This window comes from Neotabrizicola paludis (genome assembly GCF_044142105.1).
Classification (GTDB): domain Bacteria; phylum Pseudomonadota; class Alphaproteobacteria; order Rhodobacterales; family Rhodobacteraceae; genus Pseudogemmobacter.
Genome location: NZ_JBGTYM010000014.1, coordinates 39,632 through 55,235, shown reverse-complemented (window position 1 = coordinate 55,235; position 15,604 = coordinate 39,632). Strand labels below are relative to the sequence as shown.

The 15,604-nt window shown below is 65.3% G+C and carries 19 protein-coding genes; 13 read left to right on the top strand and 6 right to left on the bottom strand.

Annotated elements, in window-relative coordinates; all coding sequences use genetic code 11:
- From ACED67_RS20825 to ACED67_RS20815, 3 genes are all read left to right on the top strand, one after another.
- The coding region (locus ACED67_RS20825) for a hypothetical protein (RefSeq protein WP_395543661.1) at positions 1-239 on the top strand (239 nt) is incomplete at its 5' end.
- Positions 240-243: 4 nt separating this feature from the next.
- Complete coding sequence (locus tag ACED67_RS20820; RefSeq protein WP_395543660.1) at positions 244-504, top strand: I78 family peptidase inhibitor; 261 nt, start codon at positions 244-246, stop codon at positions 502-504.
- A gap of 132 nt (positions 505-636) precedes the next feature.
- Positions 637-915 (top strand): I78 family peptidase inhibitor, encoded by a 279-nt coding sequence (locus ACED67_RS20815; RefSeq protein WP_395543657.1) that lies wholly within the window; start codon positions 637-639, stop codon positions 913-915.
- A gap of 78 nt (positions 916-993) precedes the next feature.
- Here ACED67_RS20815 and ACED67_RS20810 read toward each other — a convergent pair whose 3' ends face one another.
- On the bottom strand, positions 994-1,446 hold the full coding sequence (locus tag ACED67_RS20810) for a c-type cytochrome (protein WP_395543656.1): 453 nt from the start codon (positions 1,444-1,446) through the stop codon (positions 994-996).
- Between the two features lie 136 nt (positions 1,447-1,582).
- On the bottom strand, positions 1,583-2,401 hold the full coding sequence (locus ACED67_RS20805; RefSeq protein ID WP_395543655.1) for an LOG family protein: 819 nt from the start codon (positions 2,399-2,401) through the stop codon (positions 1,583-1,585).
- Positions 2,402-2,555: 154 nt separating this feature from the next.
- On the opposite strand from ACED67_RS20805, the gene ACED67_RS20800 reads away from it, so the two are divergent.
- The 6 genes from ACED67_RS20800 to ACED67_RS20775 all read left to right on the top strand — a co-directional run bounded on the left by ACED67_RS20800 (position 2,556) and on the right by ACED67_RS20775 (position 7,264).
- Entirely contained in the window at positions 2,556-3,167 is a 612-nt protein-coding gene (locus tag ACED67_RS20800) for a hypothetical protein (RefSeq protein ID WP_395543654.1), read from the top strand.
- 1 nt (position 3,168) lies between these two features.
- Positions 3,169-3,948, top strand: a complete 780-nt coding sequence (locus ACED67_RS20795) for a COG4705 family protein (protein WP_395543653.1) — start codon at positions 3,169-3,171, stop codon at positions 3,946-3,948.
- A 61-nt stretch (positions 3,949-4,009) separates the two neighbouring features.
- Complete coding sequence (dapD, locus tag ACED67_RS20790) at positions 4,010-4,834, top strand: 2,3,4,5-tetrahydropyridine-2,6-dicarboxylate N-succinyltransferase (protein WP_395543652.1); 825 nt, start codon at positions 4,010-4,012, stop codon at positions 4,832-4,834.
- Between the two features lie 390 nt (positions 4,835-5,224).
- Positions 5,225-6,076 carry a DUF535 family protein gene (locus tag ACED67_RS20785; RefSeq protein WP_395543651.1) on the top strand — a complete coding sequence of 284 codons (852 nt, stop codon included), beginning with the start codon at positions 5,225-5,227 and terminating at the stop codon, positions 6,074-6,076.
- Between the two features lie 49 nt (positions 6,077-6,125).
- The gene (locus ACED67_RS20780) at positions 6,126-6,470 is read left to right on the top strand and encodes a DUF8846 family protein (protein ID WP_395543650.1); all 345 of its coding nucleotides are present in this window, start codon (positions 6,126-6,128) and stop codon (positions 6,468-6,470) included.
- Between the two features lie 56 nt (positions 6,471-6,526).
- Entirely contained in the window at positions 6,527-7,264 is a 738-nt protein-coding gene (locus ACED67_RS20775; protein ID WP_395543649.1) for a DUF421 domain-containing protein, read from the top strand.
- Here the strand turns inward: ACED67_RS20775 and ACED67_RS20770 are convergent.
- Positions 7,204-8,214 carry a Hint domain-containing protein gene (locus ACED67_RS20770; protein ID WP_395543648.1) on the bottom strand — a complete coding sequence of 337 codons (1,011 nt, stop codon included), beginning with the start codon at positions 8,212-8,214 and terminating at the stop codon, positions 7,204-7,206. The genes ACED67_RS20775 and ACED67_RS20770 overlap by 61 nt on opposite strands.
- Positions 8,211-8,651: a Hint domain-containing protein gene (locus ACED67_RS20765; RefSeq protein WP_395543647.1), complete on the bottom strand. Its 441-nt coding sequence runs from the start codon at positions 8,649-8,651 to the stop codon at positions 8,211-8,213. The genes ACED67_RS20770 and ACED67_RS20765 overlap by 4 nt, the downstream gene beginning before the upstream one ends.
- A gap of 286 nt (positions 8,652-8,937) precedes the next feature.
- Here ACED67_RS20765 and dapE point away from each other — a divergent pair, with 286 nt between their 5' ends.
- The 4 genes from dapE to ACED67_RS20745 all read left to right on the top strand — a co-directional run bounded on the left by dapE (position 8,938) and on the right by ACED67_RS20745 (position 14,061).
- Positions 8,938-10,086 carry a succinyl-diaminopimelate desuccinylase gene (gene dapE, locus ACED67_RS20760; RefSeq protein ID WP_395543646.1) on the top strand — a complete coding sequence of 383 codons (1,149 nt, stop codon included), beginning with the start codon at positions 8,938-8,940 and terminating at the stop codon, positions 10,084-10,086.
- On the top strand, positions 10,083-10,502 hold the full coding sequence (locus tag ACED67_RS20755; RefSeq protein WP_395543645.1) for a GNAT family N-acetyltransferase: 420 nt from the start codon (positions 10,083-10,085) through the stop codon (positions 10,500-10,502). Before dapE ends, ACED67_RS20755 begins: the two co-directional genes overlap by 4 nt.
- Before the next feature lie 104 nt (positions 10,503-10,606).
- Complete coding sequence (gene rnr / locus ACED67_RS20750) at positions 10,607-12,835, top strand: ribonuclease R (RefSeq protein ID WP_395543644.1); 2,229 nt, start codon at positions 10,607-10,609, stop codon at positions 12,833-12,835.
- The gene (locus tag ACED67_RS20745) at positions 12,832-14,061 is read left to right on the top strand and encodes a lytic murein transglycosylase (protein WP_395543643.1); all 1,230 of its coding nucleotides are present in this window, start codon (positions 12,832-12,834) and stop codon (positions 14,059-14,061) included. The genes rnr and ACED67_RS20745 overlap by 4 nt, the downstream gene beginning before the upstream one ends.
- 192 nt (positions 14,062-14,253) lie before the next feature.
- Here ACED67_RS20745 and maiA read toward each other — a convergent pair whose 3' ends face one another.
- Together maiA and ACED67_RS20735 are read right to left on the bottom strand one after the other, a co-directional pair.
- Complete coding sequence (maiA, locus tag ACED67_RS20740) at positions 14,254-14,901, bottom strand: maleylacetoacetate isomerase (RefSeq protein WP_395543642.1); 648 nt, start codon at positions 14,899-14,901, stop codon at positions 14,254-14,256.
- Positions 14,898-15,593, bottom strand: a complete 696-nt coding sequence (locus ACED67_RS20735) for a fumarylacetoacetate hydrolase family protein (RefSeq protein ID WP_395543641.1) — start codon at positions 15,591-15,593, stop codon at positions 14,898-14,900. Before ACED67_RS20735 ends, maiA begins: the two co-directional genes overlap by 4 nt.
- Positions 15,594-15,604: the final 11 nt, after the last annotated feature.

Below are 15,604 nucleotides of genomic sequence, written 5' to 3'. Positions count from 1 at the left end.
GGGCCTTCAAGGTTCACTTCCATGATTTCAAGCGGTTTTCCGGCGGCAACGGCAACGGCGGCACGGGTGCGCATGGGGTGTTTCCTTCCTTCTGTCGTTTCGGCGCAAGCTGTGCCAAAGATCGTGCAAAAGCAACGCAGGAAACGACCCCTCATGCCGCAAAACCCGCGCCTGCCCCGCCCGCTCTGGCTGCTTCTTTGCCTTTCCGCCGCGGCCTGTGCCGCACCGCCCGCGCCTGAACCCATGCCCAGCGCCGCTCCGGTCTTCGACCCGTCGGTCGATGTCACCCCCGGCTTCAACGATCGCGAGCCCGACACCTGCAAGGCCTCCGGTCTGCAGGGCTATGTCGGCCAGCCGGTCGCGGTGGTGCAGGGTCTGGGCTTGCCCGGCCCGCTGCGCATCATCGCGCCGGGCGAGATGTACGACCAGGAAGAATATCACGCGAACCGGGTCGATGTGCGCGTCGATGCGACGGAGACCATCACCTCGATCAGCTGCGGCTGACGCGGTTCGGCGGATTTCTGCGCTGGTGGGGATGTCCTGACTGCATCCTTTCGCGCTTTCATGCGTTGGTCCGCGCAGAAGGGGCGCGCGGACCAGCCCACGGGTCCGGTTACGAGAGCAGAGGATGACGCCATGACCTACAAGATCTTGCTTGCCACCGGCCTTGCGATAGGCCTTTCGGCCTGTGTCGAAACCATTCCAGCCGAGCCTGAGCCCAACCCCAATGCCTGCGGCGCGGCAGAGTTGCAGTTCCTTGTCGGGCAGAACCGGTCTGTGCTGGCCATGATGACGCTGCCCGCCCCGGTACGGGTGATCGAGCCGGGCACCGCCGTGACGATGGACTATGTCGAATCGCGGCTGAACATTGAGCTCGATGCCAAGAACCGGATCACCCGCGTCTATTGCAGCTGACCCCACGCAAGAAAAACCCCCGGCCTTGCGGGCCGGGGGACGACTTTGCGATCTTCAGGCTGATGCGGCAGGGCCGGATCAGTTCATCACGCGATACTCGGTGTGGCAGTCCTTGCAGGCCGCGCCCAGCGCGCCCATCGAGGCCTTGATCGTGTCGACCGAGGACACGTCCGCCGCGTCCGCCGCGACTTTCAGCGCTTCGGCATCCTTCAGGAAATCGTCCCAATTGGCCCAGATTTCGGCCTTGGCCTCGCTGTTCGGGTCGGCCGCGCCCTGCGTGGCGAAAGAGGTCGGGATCTCGGCGACGGCGGTGATGAGCTTGGCCTTGGCCTCTTCGGCGGCGGTGGCGTCATAGGCGGCCTTGCCGCCTGCCATATCGCCCAGGACTTTCATGCTGCCGCCAATGGCCTTCATCGTGGTCTGCCGCAGCACAGCATTCGGATCGGTCGCTTCGCCTTCGGCGAAGGCGACACCTGCGGCGAGAAGGGCGCCGACAAGGGCAGTGCGGGCGGCAATGCGGGCAAATTTCATATGGTAGGCTCCATGAGTGAAAAAACGGCGGTTGGCGGCGCAAAGCTGGCACGAACCCCAGGGCCTGTCCTTTCACAGTCATGTGTAGGGCGAGCAATATCGGCGGAAATCCGGTCAACAGCCGCTGCCTGCCACATCATACCGCAGGCCAGCCGTCGATTTCGGACAAGGCCTCTTCCGCCGTCTCGACCAGGCGGAACAATGACAGGTCACTTTCCGAGATCACTCCGGCTTCGGCCAGCATCGGCCAGTCCACCACGCGGGTCCACCAATCGCGTCCGAAAAGCAGGAAGGGCACGCGCTTCATCCGCCCGGTCTGGATCAGGGTCAGTGCTTCGAACATCTCGTCCATCGTGCCGAAACCGCCGGGGAAGACACAGACCGCCGCCGCGCGCATCAGGAAATGCATCTTGCGGATGGCGAAGTAGTGAAAGTTGAACGACAGCGCGGGCGTCACAAAGGGGTTCGGCGCCTGCTCATGCGGCAGAACGATGTTGAGCCCGATCGAAGCACCGCCCGCCTCGGCCGCGCCGCGGTTGCCCGCCTCCATCACACCGGGGCCGCCGCCAGTGCAGATCACCCATTTCGTGCCATAGCTGTCCAGGCTGCGCTCAGTCATCGCGGCGGCAAAGCGACGCGCCTCGTCATAGTAATGCGACAGCGCCGCCAGGGCCGGAGTGCGCGCGGTGTCGCGATGTTCCGGCGCGGGGATGCGCGCACCGCCAAACATGACAACGGTCGATTCGATGCCCTTTTCATCCATGAGCATCTGCGGCTTGAGAAGCTCCAGTTGCAGCCGCACCGGCCGCAACTCCTCGCGCGTCATGAAATCATGGTCGGCAAAGGCCAGACGATAGGCTGGCGAGAGGGTCTGTGGCGTATCGGGGATACGCTTGGCGGCCTCGATGTCCTGTGTCGAATCGCGGAAGGGATGGTTGCGGGGTTCGTCTTTCATCTCGGCTCCGGTCCCGGAAAGTGTAAGCACAGGCTTATCCGCTTAAGCGGTTGAAAACCAGTTGCGGTCAGAAAGACCGTCTCACGGCGGCGTGACTTGCGGGCCGCCTGCCAGCGGGCGCAGGCCTTGCACCCATGGCATCGGAGGATGAGGCGTGAGGCAGTTTCTTCTGGCGACGGCGCTGGTGGGCGGAGCGGTGGCCCTGTTCTTCGGCGGTCGGGCGTTTCTGCTGCCCTTGGCAGCGCAGCCCCTGGGCGACCTTTCGGCCCTGTCGACGATCGTGAGCGATGTTCAGGACATCGCCGGAACGGGCAACCTGGCCGGGGCCAAGGTGCGGATCAAGGATCTTGAAACCACCTGGGACGCGGATGAGGACGCGATGCGGCCAAAGGACCCCGAAGCCTGGGGCCGGGTCGATGCGGCGGCGGATGACGCGCTGTCTGCGTTGCGCGCGGTTCAGCCCGATGATGCCAAGGTCACCAAGACGCTGGCCACTCTGCAGACCGTGCTGGCCGATCCAGCCGGGGGCGGGGATGTCCCCGGGGGCGTCCAGATGGTGAAAGGCATCGCGGTAAGCGATGCGTCGGGCCATCCCTTGCCCTGCGAGGTGATGATCCAGCAGGTCCGCGATGAGCAGACGGCCAAGCCCGGCAGCGCTGATGTGGCCGATCTGCTGTCGAAAGCGACCGAGCGCTGCAACGCCGATGACGACAAGAATGCCAATTCCTTCAGCGCGCAGGCGCTTGCGGCGCTGGCAGGAGGCTGAGATGGAAAGGACCGCACCGATGGCCCGCAGCGAACCCCTACCCCCTGCCAACCGGGTGCCCGAGGTGACGTTGGATTTCTGGCTGATCAAGCTTTTGGCCGTGACCATGGGCGAAACGGCGGCCGATTATCTTGCCGTCAACCTTGGCCTTGGCCTCGCCGCGACCTCGATCCTGATGACCGGGGTTCTGGTCGTGGCGCTGCTGTTGCAATTCGCCCAACGCCGCTATGTGCCGTGGAGCTATTGGTCGGCCGTTGTCCTGATCAGTGTCGTCGGCACCCTGGTGACCGACAATCTGGTCGACAATCTGGGCATACCACTTTGGGCAACGGCGGTGGCCTTCACCCTTGCGCTGGCCGCGACCTTCCTGCTGTGGTTCCGCGCCGAAGGCACATTGTCGATCCATGCTGTCACGACTTTCCGGCGCGAGGCGTGGTATTGGCTGGCGATCCTGTTCCCCTTCGCACTGGGAACGGCGGCGGGCGATCTGATGGCCGAACAGTTCGGTCTGGGCTATTTCGCCACCGGCATTCTCTTTGCCATGATCATCGCGGCGCTGGCGCTTGGCTATTTTGTCCTGGGCCTGGATCCGATCCTGGGCTTCTGGCTGGCCTATATCTTCACCCGGCCGCTGGGCGCCTCGATCGGGGATTTCCTGTCGCAACCGGGCGATTATGGCGGGCTTGGGCTGGGCACGGTTCTGACGAGCGCGCTGTTCCTTGGGGTGATCGCGCTGATCGTCATGTACATGACGACGCAGCAGGCGCGGCGGACAAGCTGACAGATTGCGGTGCGGCGCCTGGCAGGCTAACAGGCTGGGCATGTCCGGGAAGGAGAACCCCATGTCGAACGCCGCGCTTGAGACCGCCATCGAAGCCGCCTGGGAGGGCCGCGACGCCATCACCCCCGCCACCAAGGGAGAGACGCGCGATGCGGTTGAGGCAACGCTTGCGGCTTTGGGCGCGGGCACGCTGCGCGTGGCCGAGAAACGCGGTGGCGACTGGCATGTGAACCAATGGGCGAAGAAGGCGGTGCTCTTGGGCTTTCGCCTTCAGGACATGGGCCTGCAATCGGGCGGCCCGCAGGGCGGCAGCTGGTGGGACAAGGTCGACAGCAAATTCCTGGGCTGGGGCGAGGCCGAATTCAAGGCCGCGGGCTTCCGCGCCGTGCCGAACTGCATCGTACGCAAATCGGCCCATATCGCCAAGGGCGTGGTGCTGATGCCCAGCTTCGTCAATCTGGGCGCCTATGTCGATGAAGGCACCATGGTCGATACCTGGGCCACTGTCGGCTCCTGCGCACAGATCGGCAAGAACGTGCACCTGTCGGGCGGTGTCGGGATTGGCGGCGTGCTGGAGCCGATGCAGGCCGGCCCGACCATCATCGAGGACAATTGCTTTATCGGCGCCCGCTCCGAAGTGGTCGAAGGCTGCATCGTGCGCGAAGGATCGGTCCTGGGCATGGGCGTGTTCATCGGCAAGTCGACCAAGATCGTCGACCGCGAGACGGGCGCCGTCATGTATGGCGAAGTGCCTGCGGGCTCGGTCGTCGTGGCAGGGTCGATGCCGTCGAAGGGCGGGATCAACCTTTACTGCGCGGTGATCGTGAAAAAGGTCGATGCGCAGACCCGGTCGAAAACCTCGATCAACGAGCTGCTGCGCGACTGAGCGGGTGGGGCGCCCCCTGAGCCATCGCTCAACCACAGGCGGCATTTGTATGCGCCTGCCGCACCAATTGACGCCCTCTGTTGCCCGGCACGGTTGCGGATGCGATTGACGCGCAGAGCTTATCCGCAGAGATTTAGCGTGGAAAGCAGGGCATCGGGCTTATCCCCGATGTCCTTTCCGCCGGGTCGGCAGCCATCGCGCCGTTGGCCCCAGTGCAAGCAGGCCGGATGATGCGAGCAAGGTTTGAGACAAGACCAGATCAGCATTGAGGTTGGCTCGATTGCCGGCATAGGCTTGGACAACGACCTCCGTGGAAAGGCGGGCGTTCTGGCCGCTCTTGCTGCTGGTCTTCGGTCGGATGCGGGCGTTTACAAACCGTGGAGCATGGTGATGCGTGCGGTCCGGCGCGCTCATGTTGCGGGCAAGAACCACGATCACGCCGCCCTGTTGGCCTCGCCCAGCCTGATCCGCCACGCAGCGGCCGAAGGCGAAGGCGACCCGCTTTTCTGCTTGTCGCATCGCTATTATCTGGCCAAGGGACTGTCGCCCCAAGAAAGGCTTGTGGCGGCGCGGCACCACTATGAGCAGGAAGACCGGCTCTACCGCAGTGCCTATTCCGAACAGGTCTATCAGGCAGGCGGTCTGGTGCTGTGGAGCGCCGACAGCCCTTTGCACCATTACGACATCGTGTTGCAGCCGGGCCGGGACGTCGCCTATGAGGGCGGTTTGAGCCTGGCCCTACGCATGGATGGCGGCTGCCTTTGCGTTCTGTCTTTTTCCCAGATCCCCACCCGGATCTTCCATGCGGGCACGGACCTGCCGGACACGATCCATCTGGTCAGCCGTCGGCACCTGACCAAAGAGCGTGATCATCAGGCCGATTATAACAAGACCTTCCATCGCTCGACCCCGGCGCATATGGTCTTTGCCGCGTTGGAGGGGCTTGTCCTCGCGCAGGGACGCAGCCATGTTCTGGGCATCGCACCAGAGCGGCACCCGTCAGACCGCAAGGATTTGAACCCCAGGTTTCGCGAGAGCTATACCGAGTTCTGGACCTCGCTCGGGGGAAAGTCGCTTGGCCCGGCCGGGTATCTGGTCGAGTTGCCGATGCGGCTTAGCTCGCTGCACGACCTTGACGCCTCGAAACGCAAGCGCGCCCTGCAGCGCCGGGCGCATCTTGACGCCGTGCGCCAGACCGCCCGCGCCAGGATTGCGGCGATGCTTCTGCCGCAAAGGGCTTGACGGATCGCCTGCCTCGCCTCAGGGATCACAGCAGTATGCGAGGATCGCGATGGACGAGAAGCCCGAACCCGAAGCCAAAGCCAAGCGGCGCCAGCAGGTTTACACGCTGGTGGTCGAGGTCGGGCGCAAGACAGGCGACGGTCTGCCGGACAAGGCGACAGGCGCCGCCCTGATCTGCTATGCCAGCGGCGTCGACGAGGCCGAGGCCGTACGCGAGACGGTGGCCATCCTGAAGGATGCCGATCTTGCACCGCTTGAGGTGCAGGGGCTTGGCACGCTGGAGGAGCGCCGCAAGGCCGGTGAGGAGATCGGGGCCGAGGAAGAAGGCCTGATGGATCGGGCCCTGGCCGAAAACTCGGTCGTCGTGGCGCAGATGACGCCCTTCTACGACTAGGGAACCCGCAGCTTCGCGCCCGCGTTGCCAGCCGACAGTTGCGGCAGAGGCGCGTTTTGGAGAGCATCATCCCGTTTGATTGGCCCCGGATCTTCTGGGGCGCGGCGCCACCGCTTTTCCTGGCCGAAATCGCCTTTCGTGTTCTGGTGATCTGGCTTTGGACCGTTTGTCTTCTCCGCTGGATCGGCGGCCGCAGCATTTCGCAGCTTTCCCTGGTCGAGTTCCTGCTGATCATCGCGCTTGGCTCTGCGGTCGGCGATGCGATGTTCTACCCCGAGGTTCCCCTGATCCATGCGATGCTGGTGATCCTCGTTCTCGTCCTGCTGGACAAAGGGGTCGACCTAGCGATCCGACGCTGGCAGGGGGCCAAGCGGGTGATCGACGGCACGCCGCTTGAGGTGATCCGCGACGGGCGCATCCTCTGCGACGGGATGGCGGTCCGCGGGATGGGTGCCTCGGAACTGATGGAAATCCTGCGGATGAAGGGCATCGAGAACCTTGCCGAAGTGCGCGCGGCCTATCTGGAGCCTTCAGGGATGGTGTCGACGTTCCGGGCCGATGCGCCCGGCCCCGGCCTGCGCATCTGTCCGCCGATCGAGATCACCAAGCCCGAGCCGCCGCAGCCCGGCAGCCCCGCCTGCTGCCGTTGCTGTGGTCATGTGGCAACCGATAGTGCTGTTTCGTGTGGGGAATGTGGCGGGAACGCCTGGGTGCGGCCCGAGCTTCCCGCCCGCTATGCAGCGTCCGACGGTCGCAGTCGGCGCAGCAGCGACATGAGCGGCGCAGCCTCGTAATCGCGAATCGCGCGCAAGGGCATCAGTGGCGTCAGTGCGGCCGGGCCGTGATGCGCGGACATCAGAACGCAACCGCCTGCATCGATCAGATGCAACGCGCCACCGAAATCCAGCGAGATGCCCTTGGTCACGGCGCGGCGATTGTCCTGCACGGCGCTGCGGCCATCGGCCAGGCCACCCGCCGCGACCAGGACGTCTTCCTCGCCAAAAAGATACTCGGCCTCGGGCCCACCCAGCGCCACCATCTGATCGGCCGAGACCAAGATGTCGCAGTGCCTGGCGTGGTAGGGCGCCCGCAGGACGATGGCGGCATGGCTGCCCCGGCTGGGCATCACCAGTTCCCGCACCTCATGCAGACGCATCGGGCCCGCATCCTGCGTCATCACCCAGTTCCCGGCCCGCAGCGCAGAGGCCGGAACCATGCCCGAGGGCGTCAGGACGGGCGTCGACCGCCCAATCCAGGGGGCGCGGGTCGGTGGGGCATCGCCATCAAGCAGTCCGAACCACAGAACCGCTACATCGCGCCGCGCCACGCCCTGCCCCGCCGCCATCAGCGATACCGCCGCGAGCGAGGGGACCGCAGGGTCAAGGCCCATGGTGGCTGCGATCTCGGTGCCATCGCCGCCGTCCAGCCGCAGATGCCAAGTGTCGGCACGTAGGTCCCAGCGAAAAGTCAGGCGCGCCACCCGCACGCCATCGGCCGAAAGGCTGCCGGGCAGCAGGTATCGGCGGAGTTGTGTCCCCTCGCGCCACAGAAGCGCAAGGCCCGACTGGCGCGAATGAAAGACCGATAATGCCCGGTCGGCACCGGAAGGATCGCGCCAGTCCAAAAGCACGCCCTGGGGCAGCGGCCAGGAGAATTCGGCCACCAATGCGGCGCGCGGCAGGGGGGCCGCCTCTTGCGCGCGCGGCTGCTCACAATCTGACAGGATCAGCCAGCGCGCGCTCATGCCTCCACCTGCGGGGCGCCGATCCGCGCGCGGGTCTCATCGCTCTTGAGGCAGTGGCGAGCCGGCGAGCCATAGCCCTTGCCCGTCCGGGAACAGGGCGCGGGGAACAGGACGTGCAGATCATTCACGTCGCCCCCAGGCAGGCGCCGGACCGAATGATCATTCACAAGGTCTTTGGCCGCGGCCGAAAGCTCGCCACGAGTGCCGAAGGTCCCGACCCTGATGCAGACCGACGCCTGCGGTCGGGTGGCGGGCCCCCTGTGGCAGCCGATCCCGCGCGGCGGTTGCGGAGCATCTTCAAGCGTCTCCACCGGCACTTCGTCCTGCGGCGGCCAGATCAACGTTCCGGGAACGGTGAGGCCACTGCCAAGGATCGTATTGGCCATCGGAAACGCCGAAGCGCTGGTATCGTAGGATAATTCGGCGCCTGTCGCCATCGTCCCGCCCTGTGCTGCCCGTGCATTGCCGGTCCCGGGACATGGGTTCAAACGCCGATCGCGCGCCCGGTTTTCCGGGTCGTCGCGGTCTTTCCTGCTCGGGTCGGGCGCTTTGGCCCGGCGTCTGCCCTGCCTCGGGGGCTTGTTATTGCGGCGAGTCTAGGGCGGACAGGCGATCCTGTCACCTGCGCGGGCGGTCAGCCCGGCGCTGAGGTGGCGATTGGGTCACAGTTTGCGGTCCGGGCGGCGGCGCGCTAGGAACGGGAGAGAGAACCGGAGATGCCTGATGACCGCCCCCCTTGATCCCGTCGCCCTCACCGCTGCCTTGATCCGCTGCCCCTCGGTCACCCCGGAGGAAGGCGGCGCCCTGCAGCTTCTCGAGCGGGAATTGTCGGCGGCGGGCTTTGCCTGCACGCGGGTCGACCGGGGCGGCATTGCCAATCTGTTTGCCCGCTGGGGCGCGCGCGGCGCCAATCGCAGCTTCGGCTTCAACGGCCATACCGATGTGGTCCCTGTGGGCGATGCCGCCGCCTGGACGCAGGATCCGTTCGGGGCGGCGGTGGTCGATGGCTGGATGTACGGACGCGGCGCGACCGACATGAAATCCGGCGTCGCCGCCTTTGTCGCCGCGGCGGTGGATTTCGTGCGCGAGACGCCGCCCGATGGCGCGGTGGTGCTGGCGATCACGGGGGATGAGGAAGACGTGGCCACGGATGGCACGGTCGCGCTGCTGGACTGGATGGCGCGGAATGGCGAGCGGATGACGCATTGCCTCGTGGGTGAACCCACCTGCCCCGAACGCATAGGCGAGATGATGAAGATCGGCCGTCGCGGCAGCCTGACCGCGCGTTTTGCCGCGACCGGCGTTCAGGGCCATTCGGCCTATCCCCATCGGGCGAAGAACCCGATGTCGGCGCTGGTCAAGCTGATGGCGCGGCTTGAGGACAAGCCGCTGGACGAAGGCACCGGCCATTTCGACGCCTCGACCCTGGCAATCACCACGATCGACTGCGGCAATCCGGCGACCAATGTGATCCCGGCCAAGGGCAAGGCCACGGTGAACATCCGCTTCAACGATGCCCATTCTGGCGCCTCGCTGACCGAATGGCTGCAAGGGCATGTCAACGCCGTTCAGCAGGAAACCGGGGTGCGGATCGAGATGGCGGTGTCGATTTCCGGCGAGAGCTTCCTGACCCCGCCGGGCGATTTCTCGGCGCTGGTGCGGGCGGCGGTTCAGGCGGAAACCGGGGTCGCGCCGGACTATTCCACCAGCGGCGGCACATCGGATGCGCGTTTCGTCAAGGATCACTGCCCGGTGGTCGAGTTCGGCTTGGTCGGCAAAACCATGCATCAGGTCGATGAACGGGTCGAAGTGGCGCAGATCCGCCAGTTGAAGGCGATCTACAGCCGCATCCTGCGCGACTATTTCGCATGATTTCCATCGCCTCCACGCGGGACATCGCCACCTGCCGCCTGCTGCGCCGCAGGGTCTTTATCGAGGAACAGGGCGTTTCCGAGGCCGATGAGGTCGACGATCAGGACGAGGGGGCGATCCATCTTCTTGCTACCGAAGGGGATATGCCGGTCGGGTCGGCCCGGCTGCTGCTGCAGGCAGAGACGGGAAAGATCGGCCGGGTCTGCGTGCTCGCCACGCATCGCGGGCAAGGCATCGGTGCCGCCCTGATCCGCGCCGCTGTGGAGGAGTTCCGCAGAGTGCCGGGGTTGAAAAAGGCCAAGCTTGGCGCGCAGACCCATGCCATCGGCTTTTATGAAGGTCTCGGCTTCTCTGCCTATGGCCCGGAATATGACGATGCGGGCATCCCCCATCGTGATATGATGCTGTCGCTCTAGCCTTCATCTTGGTTCAATATTCTGGGGGTTCGCGGGCTGGCCCCCGGCATCGCCCACCAGAATCCGCCATTTCCGATCCGGGCGCGCCATGCTAGGGCTGGCCCATGGTGCCGCTTCCCTCAAAAGACCAGATCCGCCAATGGCTGACCGACAATCCCGGCCTCAGCTCGAAACGTGACATTGCCAAGGCCTTTGGCCTGAAAGGCGACCAGCGCGCCGATCTGCGGCGGCTGTTGCGGGAATTGGAGGACGAGGGCACGGTCACCAAGGCGTCGCGGCGCTTCAGACCCAAGGGTGAATTGCCGCCCGTGGCGCTCCTGCGCGTGCTGAAGCCCGACGATGCGGGCGACCTTTTCGCCGAGCCGATGGAAGAAGGCGTCGACAAGGATGCCGGGCGCATCCTGATCATCCCGAAAAAGGGCGATCCGGCGCTGGCCGAGGGCGACCGTATCCTGGGCCGCCTCGCAAAAGTCGACCTTGACGATTACACTTGGGAAGCGCGGCTGATCCGCAAGATCGGCTCGAACCCGCTGAAGGTGCTGGGCGTCTTCCGCAAAGGCTCGGAAGGCGGGCGGATCGTTCCGATCGACAAAGGGATCGACAAGGACTGGCGCGTCCGGGCCGAAGATGACATGGGCGCCCGCGAGGGCGAACTGGTCGAAGCCGAGGCCATGGGCAAGCCGCGCCTTGGCCTGCCGCAGGCGCGGATCACCGCGCGGCTGGGCGATCCTGCGGGGCCGCGCGCCGTCAGCCTGATCGCGATCCATCAACACGGCATTCCCGACCGTTTCCCCGATGCAGCGATGGCAGAAGCCGAGGCACCGCGCCCGGTCACCATGGAAAACCGCACCGATCTGCGCGACCTGGCCCTCGTCACCATCGACCCGGCAGATGCCCGCGACCGCGATGACGCCGTTTTGGCCGAAGCCGATGCCGAGCCCGGCAATCCCGGCGGCTTCGTCCTATGGGTCGCCATCGCCGATGTCGCCCACTACGTCCGCCCCGGCGGGGCGCTGGACCGCGAAGCGCGGCGGCGCGGCAATTCCACCTATTTCCCTGACCGGGTGGTGCCGATGCTGCCCGATATCCTGTCGGGCGACCTGTGCAGCTTGCATGAACATGTCGACCGGCCCTGCATGGCCGTGCGGATGCGGATCGACGCGCAAGGGGCGAAGCTTTCCCACCGCTTTCATCGTGGCCTGATGCGTTCGCGCGCAAGCTTGGAATATGCGCAGGTGCAAGCCGCACAGGACGGCAATCCCGATGACAAGACCGCGCCGCTTCTGGAAAGCGTCATCAAGCCGCTTTATGCCGCCTACGCCGCCTTGCTGCGCGCCCGCGCGCTGCGGCAACCGCTGGAACTGGATCTGCCCGAGCGTCAGATCGTCCTGTCGGACGAAGGCAAGGTCACTTCGGTCGCCTTCAAGGAACGGCTCGATGCACATAAGCTGATCGAGGAATTCATGGTGCTGGCCAATGTGGCCGCCGCCGAAGAGCTTCAGCGCCTCAAGCAGCCCCTGCTCTACCGCGTGCATGAAGAGCCCAGCGCCGAGAAGCTGGATGCGCTGCGCGAGGTGGCCGAGGCATCGGGCTTCACGCTGGCCAAGGGGCAGGTGTTGAAGACCGCGCATCTGAACCGGCTGCTGGCCCAGGCCGAAGGGTCGGATCAGGATGAGCTGATCAACATCTCGACCCTGCGATCCATGACGCAGGCCTATTACGCGCCGGACAATATGGGCCATTTCGGGCTGGCTTTGCGGAACTATGCGCATTTCACCAGCCCGATCCGGCGCTATTCCGACCTCATCGTCCATCGCGCGCTGATCCGCGGCCATGGCTGGGGCGAGGATGGGCTGTCGGCCTTCGACCTTGAAAACATGGCCGAGACCGGAAAGCTGATTTCCGATGCCGAGCGGCGCAGCATGGCGGCGGAACGCGATACGGTGGACCGCTATCTGGCGGCCTATCTGTCGGACCGGGTGGGTGCCACCTTCACCGGTCGCGTCTCGGGCGTGCAACGCTTTGGCCTGTTCGTGAAGCTGGATGAAACCGGCGCCGACGGGCTGATCCCGATCCGCGATGTCGGGCGCGAGTTCTTTCATTTCGACGCCGACAGCCAGACGATCATGGGGGCCGATACCGGCCTGACCATCGGCATCGGCGCTAAGGTGACTGTGCGCCTGGCCGAGGCGGTGCCGATGACGGGCGGGTTGCGGCTGGAAGTTCTGGAGATCGACGCGCACCCCCTGCCCGCCGGGCGCCATGCGCGCGGCAAGGGGCGGCCCGTTTCGCGCGGTGCGCCGAAACGACGCGTGGTGCGGAGGCGCAAGTGAGGGCTTTGGCACTGGCGGCAGCCCTGGCCCTGACCGGGCCGGTTGCGGCGCAGACGCTGGATGACCCGGAGGGGACGATCTTGGGAACGGGGCGCGAAGACGGGTCCGAGACGGGCTTTCGCGATTGGGTGACAGGGTTCCGCGCCAAGGCGCTGGAAGCGGGCGTTCCGGCGGCCACCTATGACGCAGCGATGCGCGGGGCGCATTACCTGCCCGATGTGGTGGCGCGCGATCGGCGGCAAAGCGAGTTCACCAAGACGATCTGGGACTATCTTGACGTGGCCGTGTCTGAAGACCGGGTCGCCCTGGGCAAGCAAGCCCTGGCCAAACAGGCCGATCTGCTGGACCGGATCGAGGCGCGCTATGGCGTCGACAAGGAAGTCGTCGTGGCGATCTGGGGGCTGGAAAGCGCCTATGGAACCTGGCGCGGCGATGTGCCGACGATCTCGGCGCTGGCGACGCTGGCCTATGACGCGCGGCGAGCATCCTTCTTCGAAGGGCAGCTCGTGCAGGCGTTGAAGATCCTTGACCAGGCCCATGTCGCGCCCGGCGCCATGGTCGGAAGCTGGGCCGGGGCCATGGGGCATACCCAGTTCATGCCGTCAAGCTGGGCCGAATTCGCGCAGGATTTCGATGGCGACGGGCGGCGCGACATTTGGGGCGACGATCCGGCCGACGCGCTGGCCTCGACGGCGCATTACCTGGCGAAATGGGGCTGGCAGAAGGACTTGCCCTGGGGTCTTGAGGTGAAGCTGCCCGCCGACTTTGACTATGACCAGACAACCGAACGGGTGAAGAAGCCGGTTGCCGACTGGCGGCTGCTCGGAGTGCAGCCGATGGCGGGCGGCGATCTGCCCGAGGGGCCAGAGGCGAGCATCCTTCTGCCTGCTGGCCATACCGGTCCGGCCTTCCTGATCTTCCCGAATTTCCAAGTGATCGAACATTACAATCTGGCAGATGCCTATGTCATCGCCGTCGGCCATCTGGCCGACCGGCTGAGAGGCGGCCCGACAATCGCTGCAGCTTGGCCGCGCCAATGGCGGGCGCTGACCCAGGATGAACGCAAGGAGCTTCAGGCGCTGCTGGCGGCGGCGGGGTTCGACGCGGGCGGGGTCGATGGCCGGATCGGACCCAAGACCATCGCTGCGGTCAAGGCCTGGCAAAAGGCGCAAGGCCTGACGCCGGATGGCTATCCAAGCCCAGATCTTCTCGAAAAGCTAAGATAGGGGCGCCTGCGCATCTTTGACCTCGGATATCGCAGCACATGCGACGCATGAGGGCGATCTGGGCGATACCGAGCCCAAGATGGCGGCCGCTGGCCTGGCCCAAAGGCGAAACGGTCGAAGTATCCCTATGCCGTCCAGGGCGGGGGGGCCTGAGCCACTCGCATCGGCCGCAGGCCGTGGCTTGCTCTCATGTTATTGCGCGTCAGGCTGTTCTTCAGGGCTGGCGGCGCGGAACGCCGGCAATTCCATGCAAGCCGCCTGGATACGGGCAAGCACCGGCCATTCGGTATGCGGCAATCCGAACCGACGATTATTAAGAAGCTGCGCAAACAGACAGATATCGGCCAGGCCAGGCTGGTCGCCATGACAGAATGTGCCGGTCTGCGGCGCGGCTGCAAGCATCGTTTCCAGCGGATCAAGGGTCGCGCGACTCCAATGACGGAACCACGCCGCCTGCGCATCTGCAGTCGCGCCGAAGGTGCTTTCCAGATGGCGCAGGACCCGCAGGTTGTTCAGCGGATGCACCTCGCAGGCGATCATGGAGGCCAGCGCCCGTACCCGCGCCCGTCCGGCACTGTCGGCGGGCAAAAGCGCCGGATCGGGAAACCGCTCTTCAAGGTATTCGATGATCGGCAGGGACTGGGTCAGCACCAGGCCGTCGATTTCCAGCGCGGGAACAACGCCCTGCGGGTTGACCGCCAGATAGGCGGGAGAGCGATGCTCTGCCTCCCGCAGGTTCCAAGCCACATAGTCGTAGTCCAGACCCTTCATCGCAAGCGCCACCCGCACCCGGACCGATGTCGAGGAGCGGAAGTAGCTGTGCAGGCGAATTTCACTCATGCTTTCGGGCCGATCAGGGTGGTGATCGGCGTCAGCCCGTCGATGGAGACCGAGCAGCGGTCGCCCGGCTGCAGCGGCCCGACGCCCGCGGGCGTTCCGGTGAAGACCAGGTCGCCGGGCTGGATCGTGACCGAGGCGGAAAGCGCGGCGATCACCTCGGCCACGTTCCAGATCATGGTGTCGAGGGTCGCATCCTGCCGCGTCTGATCGTTCACGGTCAGCAAGACCCGGGCGGAACCCGGCAGCGCCTGCCCCGGCATCGGCGTGATGGTTCCGACCACGGCGGAACGGTCAAAGGCCTTGCTCCAGTCCCAAGGCCGACCGCGGTCGCGCAATGCGAATTGCAGATCGCGCCGGGTCAGGTCATTGCCGACAGCATATCCGTAGACATGGCCCAGCGCGTCTTCGACCGTGATATTCGCGCCCGCCTTGCCAATTGCGATGACCAGTTCGGCCTCGTGATGAAAGTTCTCGGTCATCGGCGGATAGGCGACGGTTTCACCATCCTGCACCAGCGCATCGATCGGCTTGGTGAAAAAGAAGGGTGGCTCCCGCTCTGGCTGGAAGCCCATTTCCCGGATGTGGTCGGCGTAATTGCGGCCAACGCAGAAGATGCGACGCAGGGCAAAGCGGCGATTCTCGCCCAGAACCGGAACGCTTTGAACGGGAAGCGGCGGGAAAATATAGTCCATCTTGTCCTCCT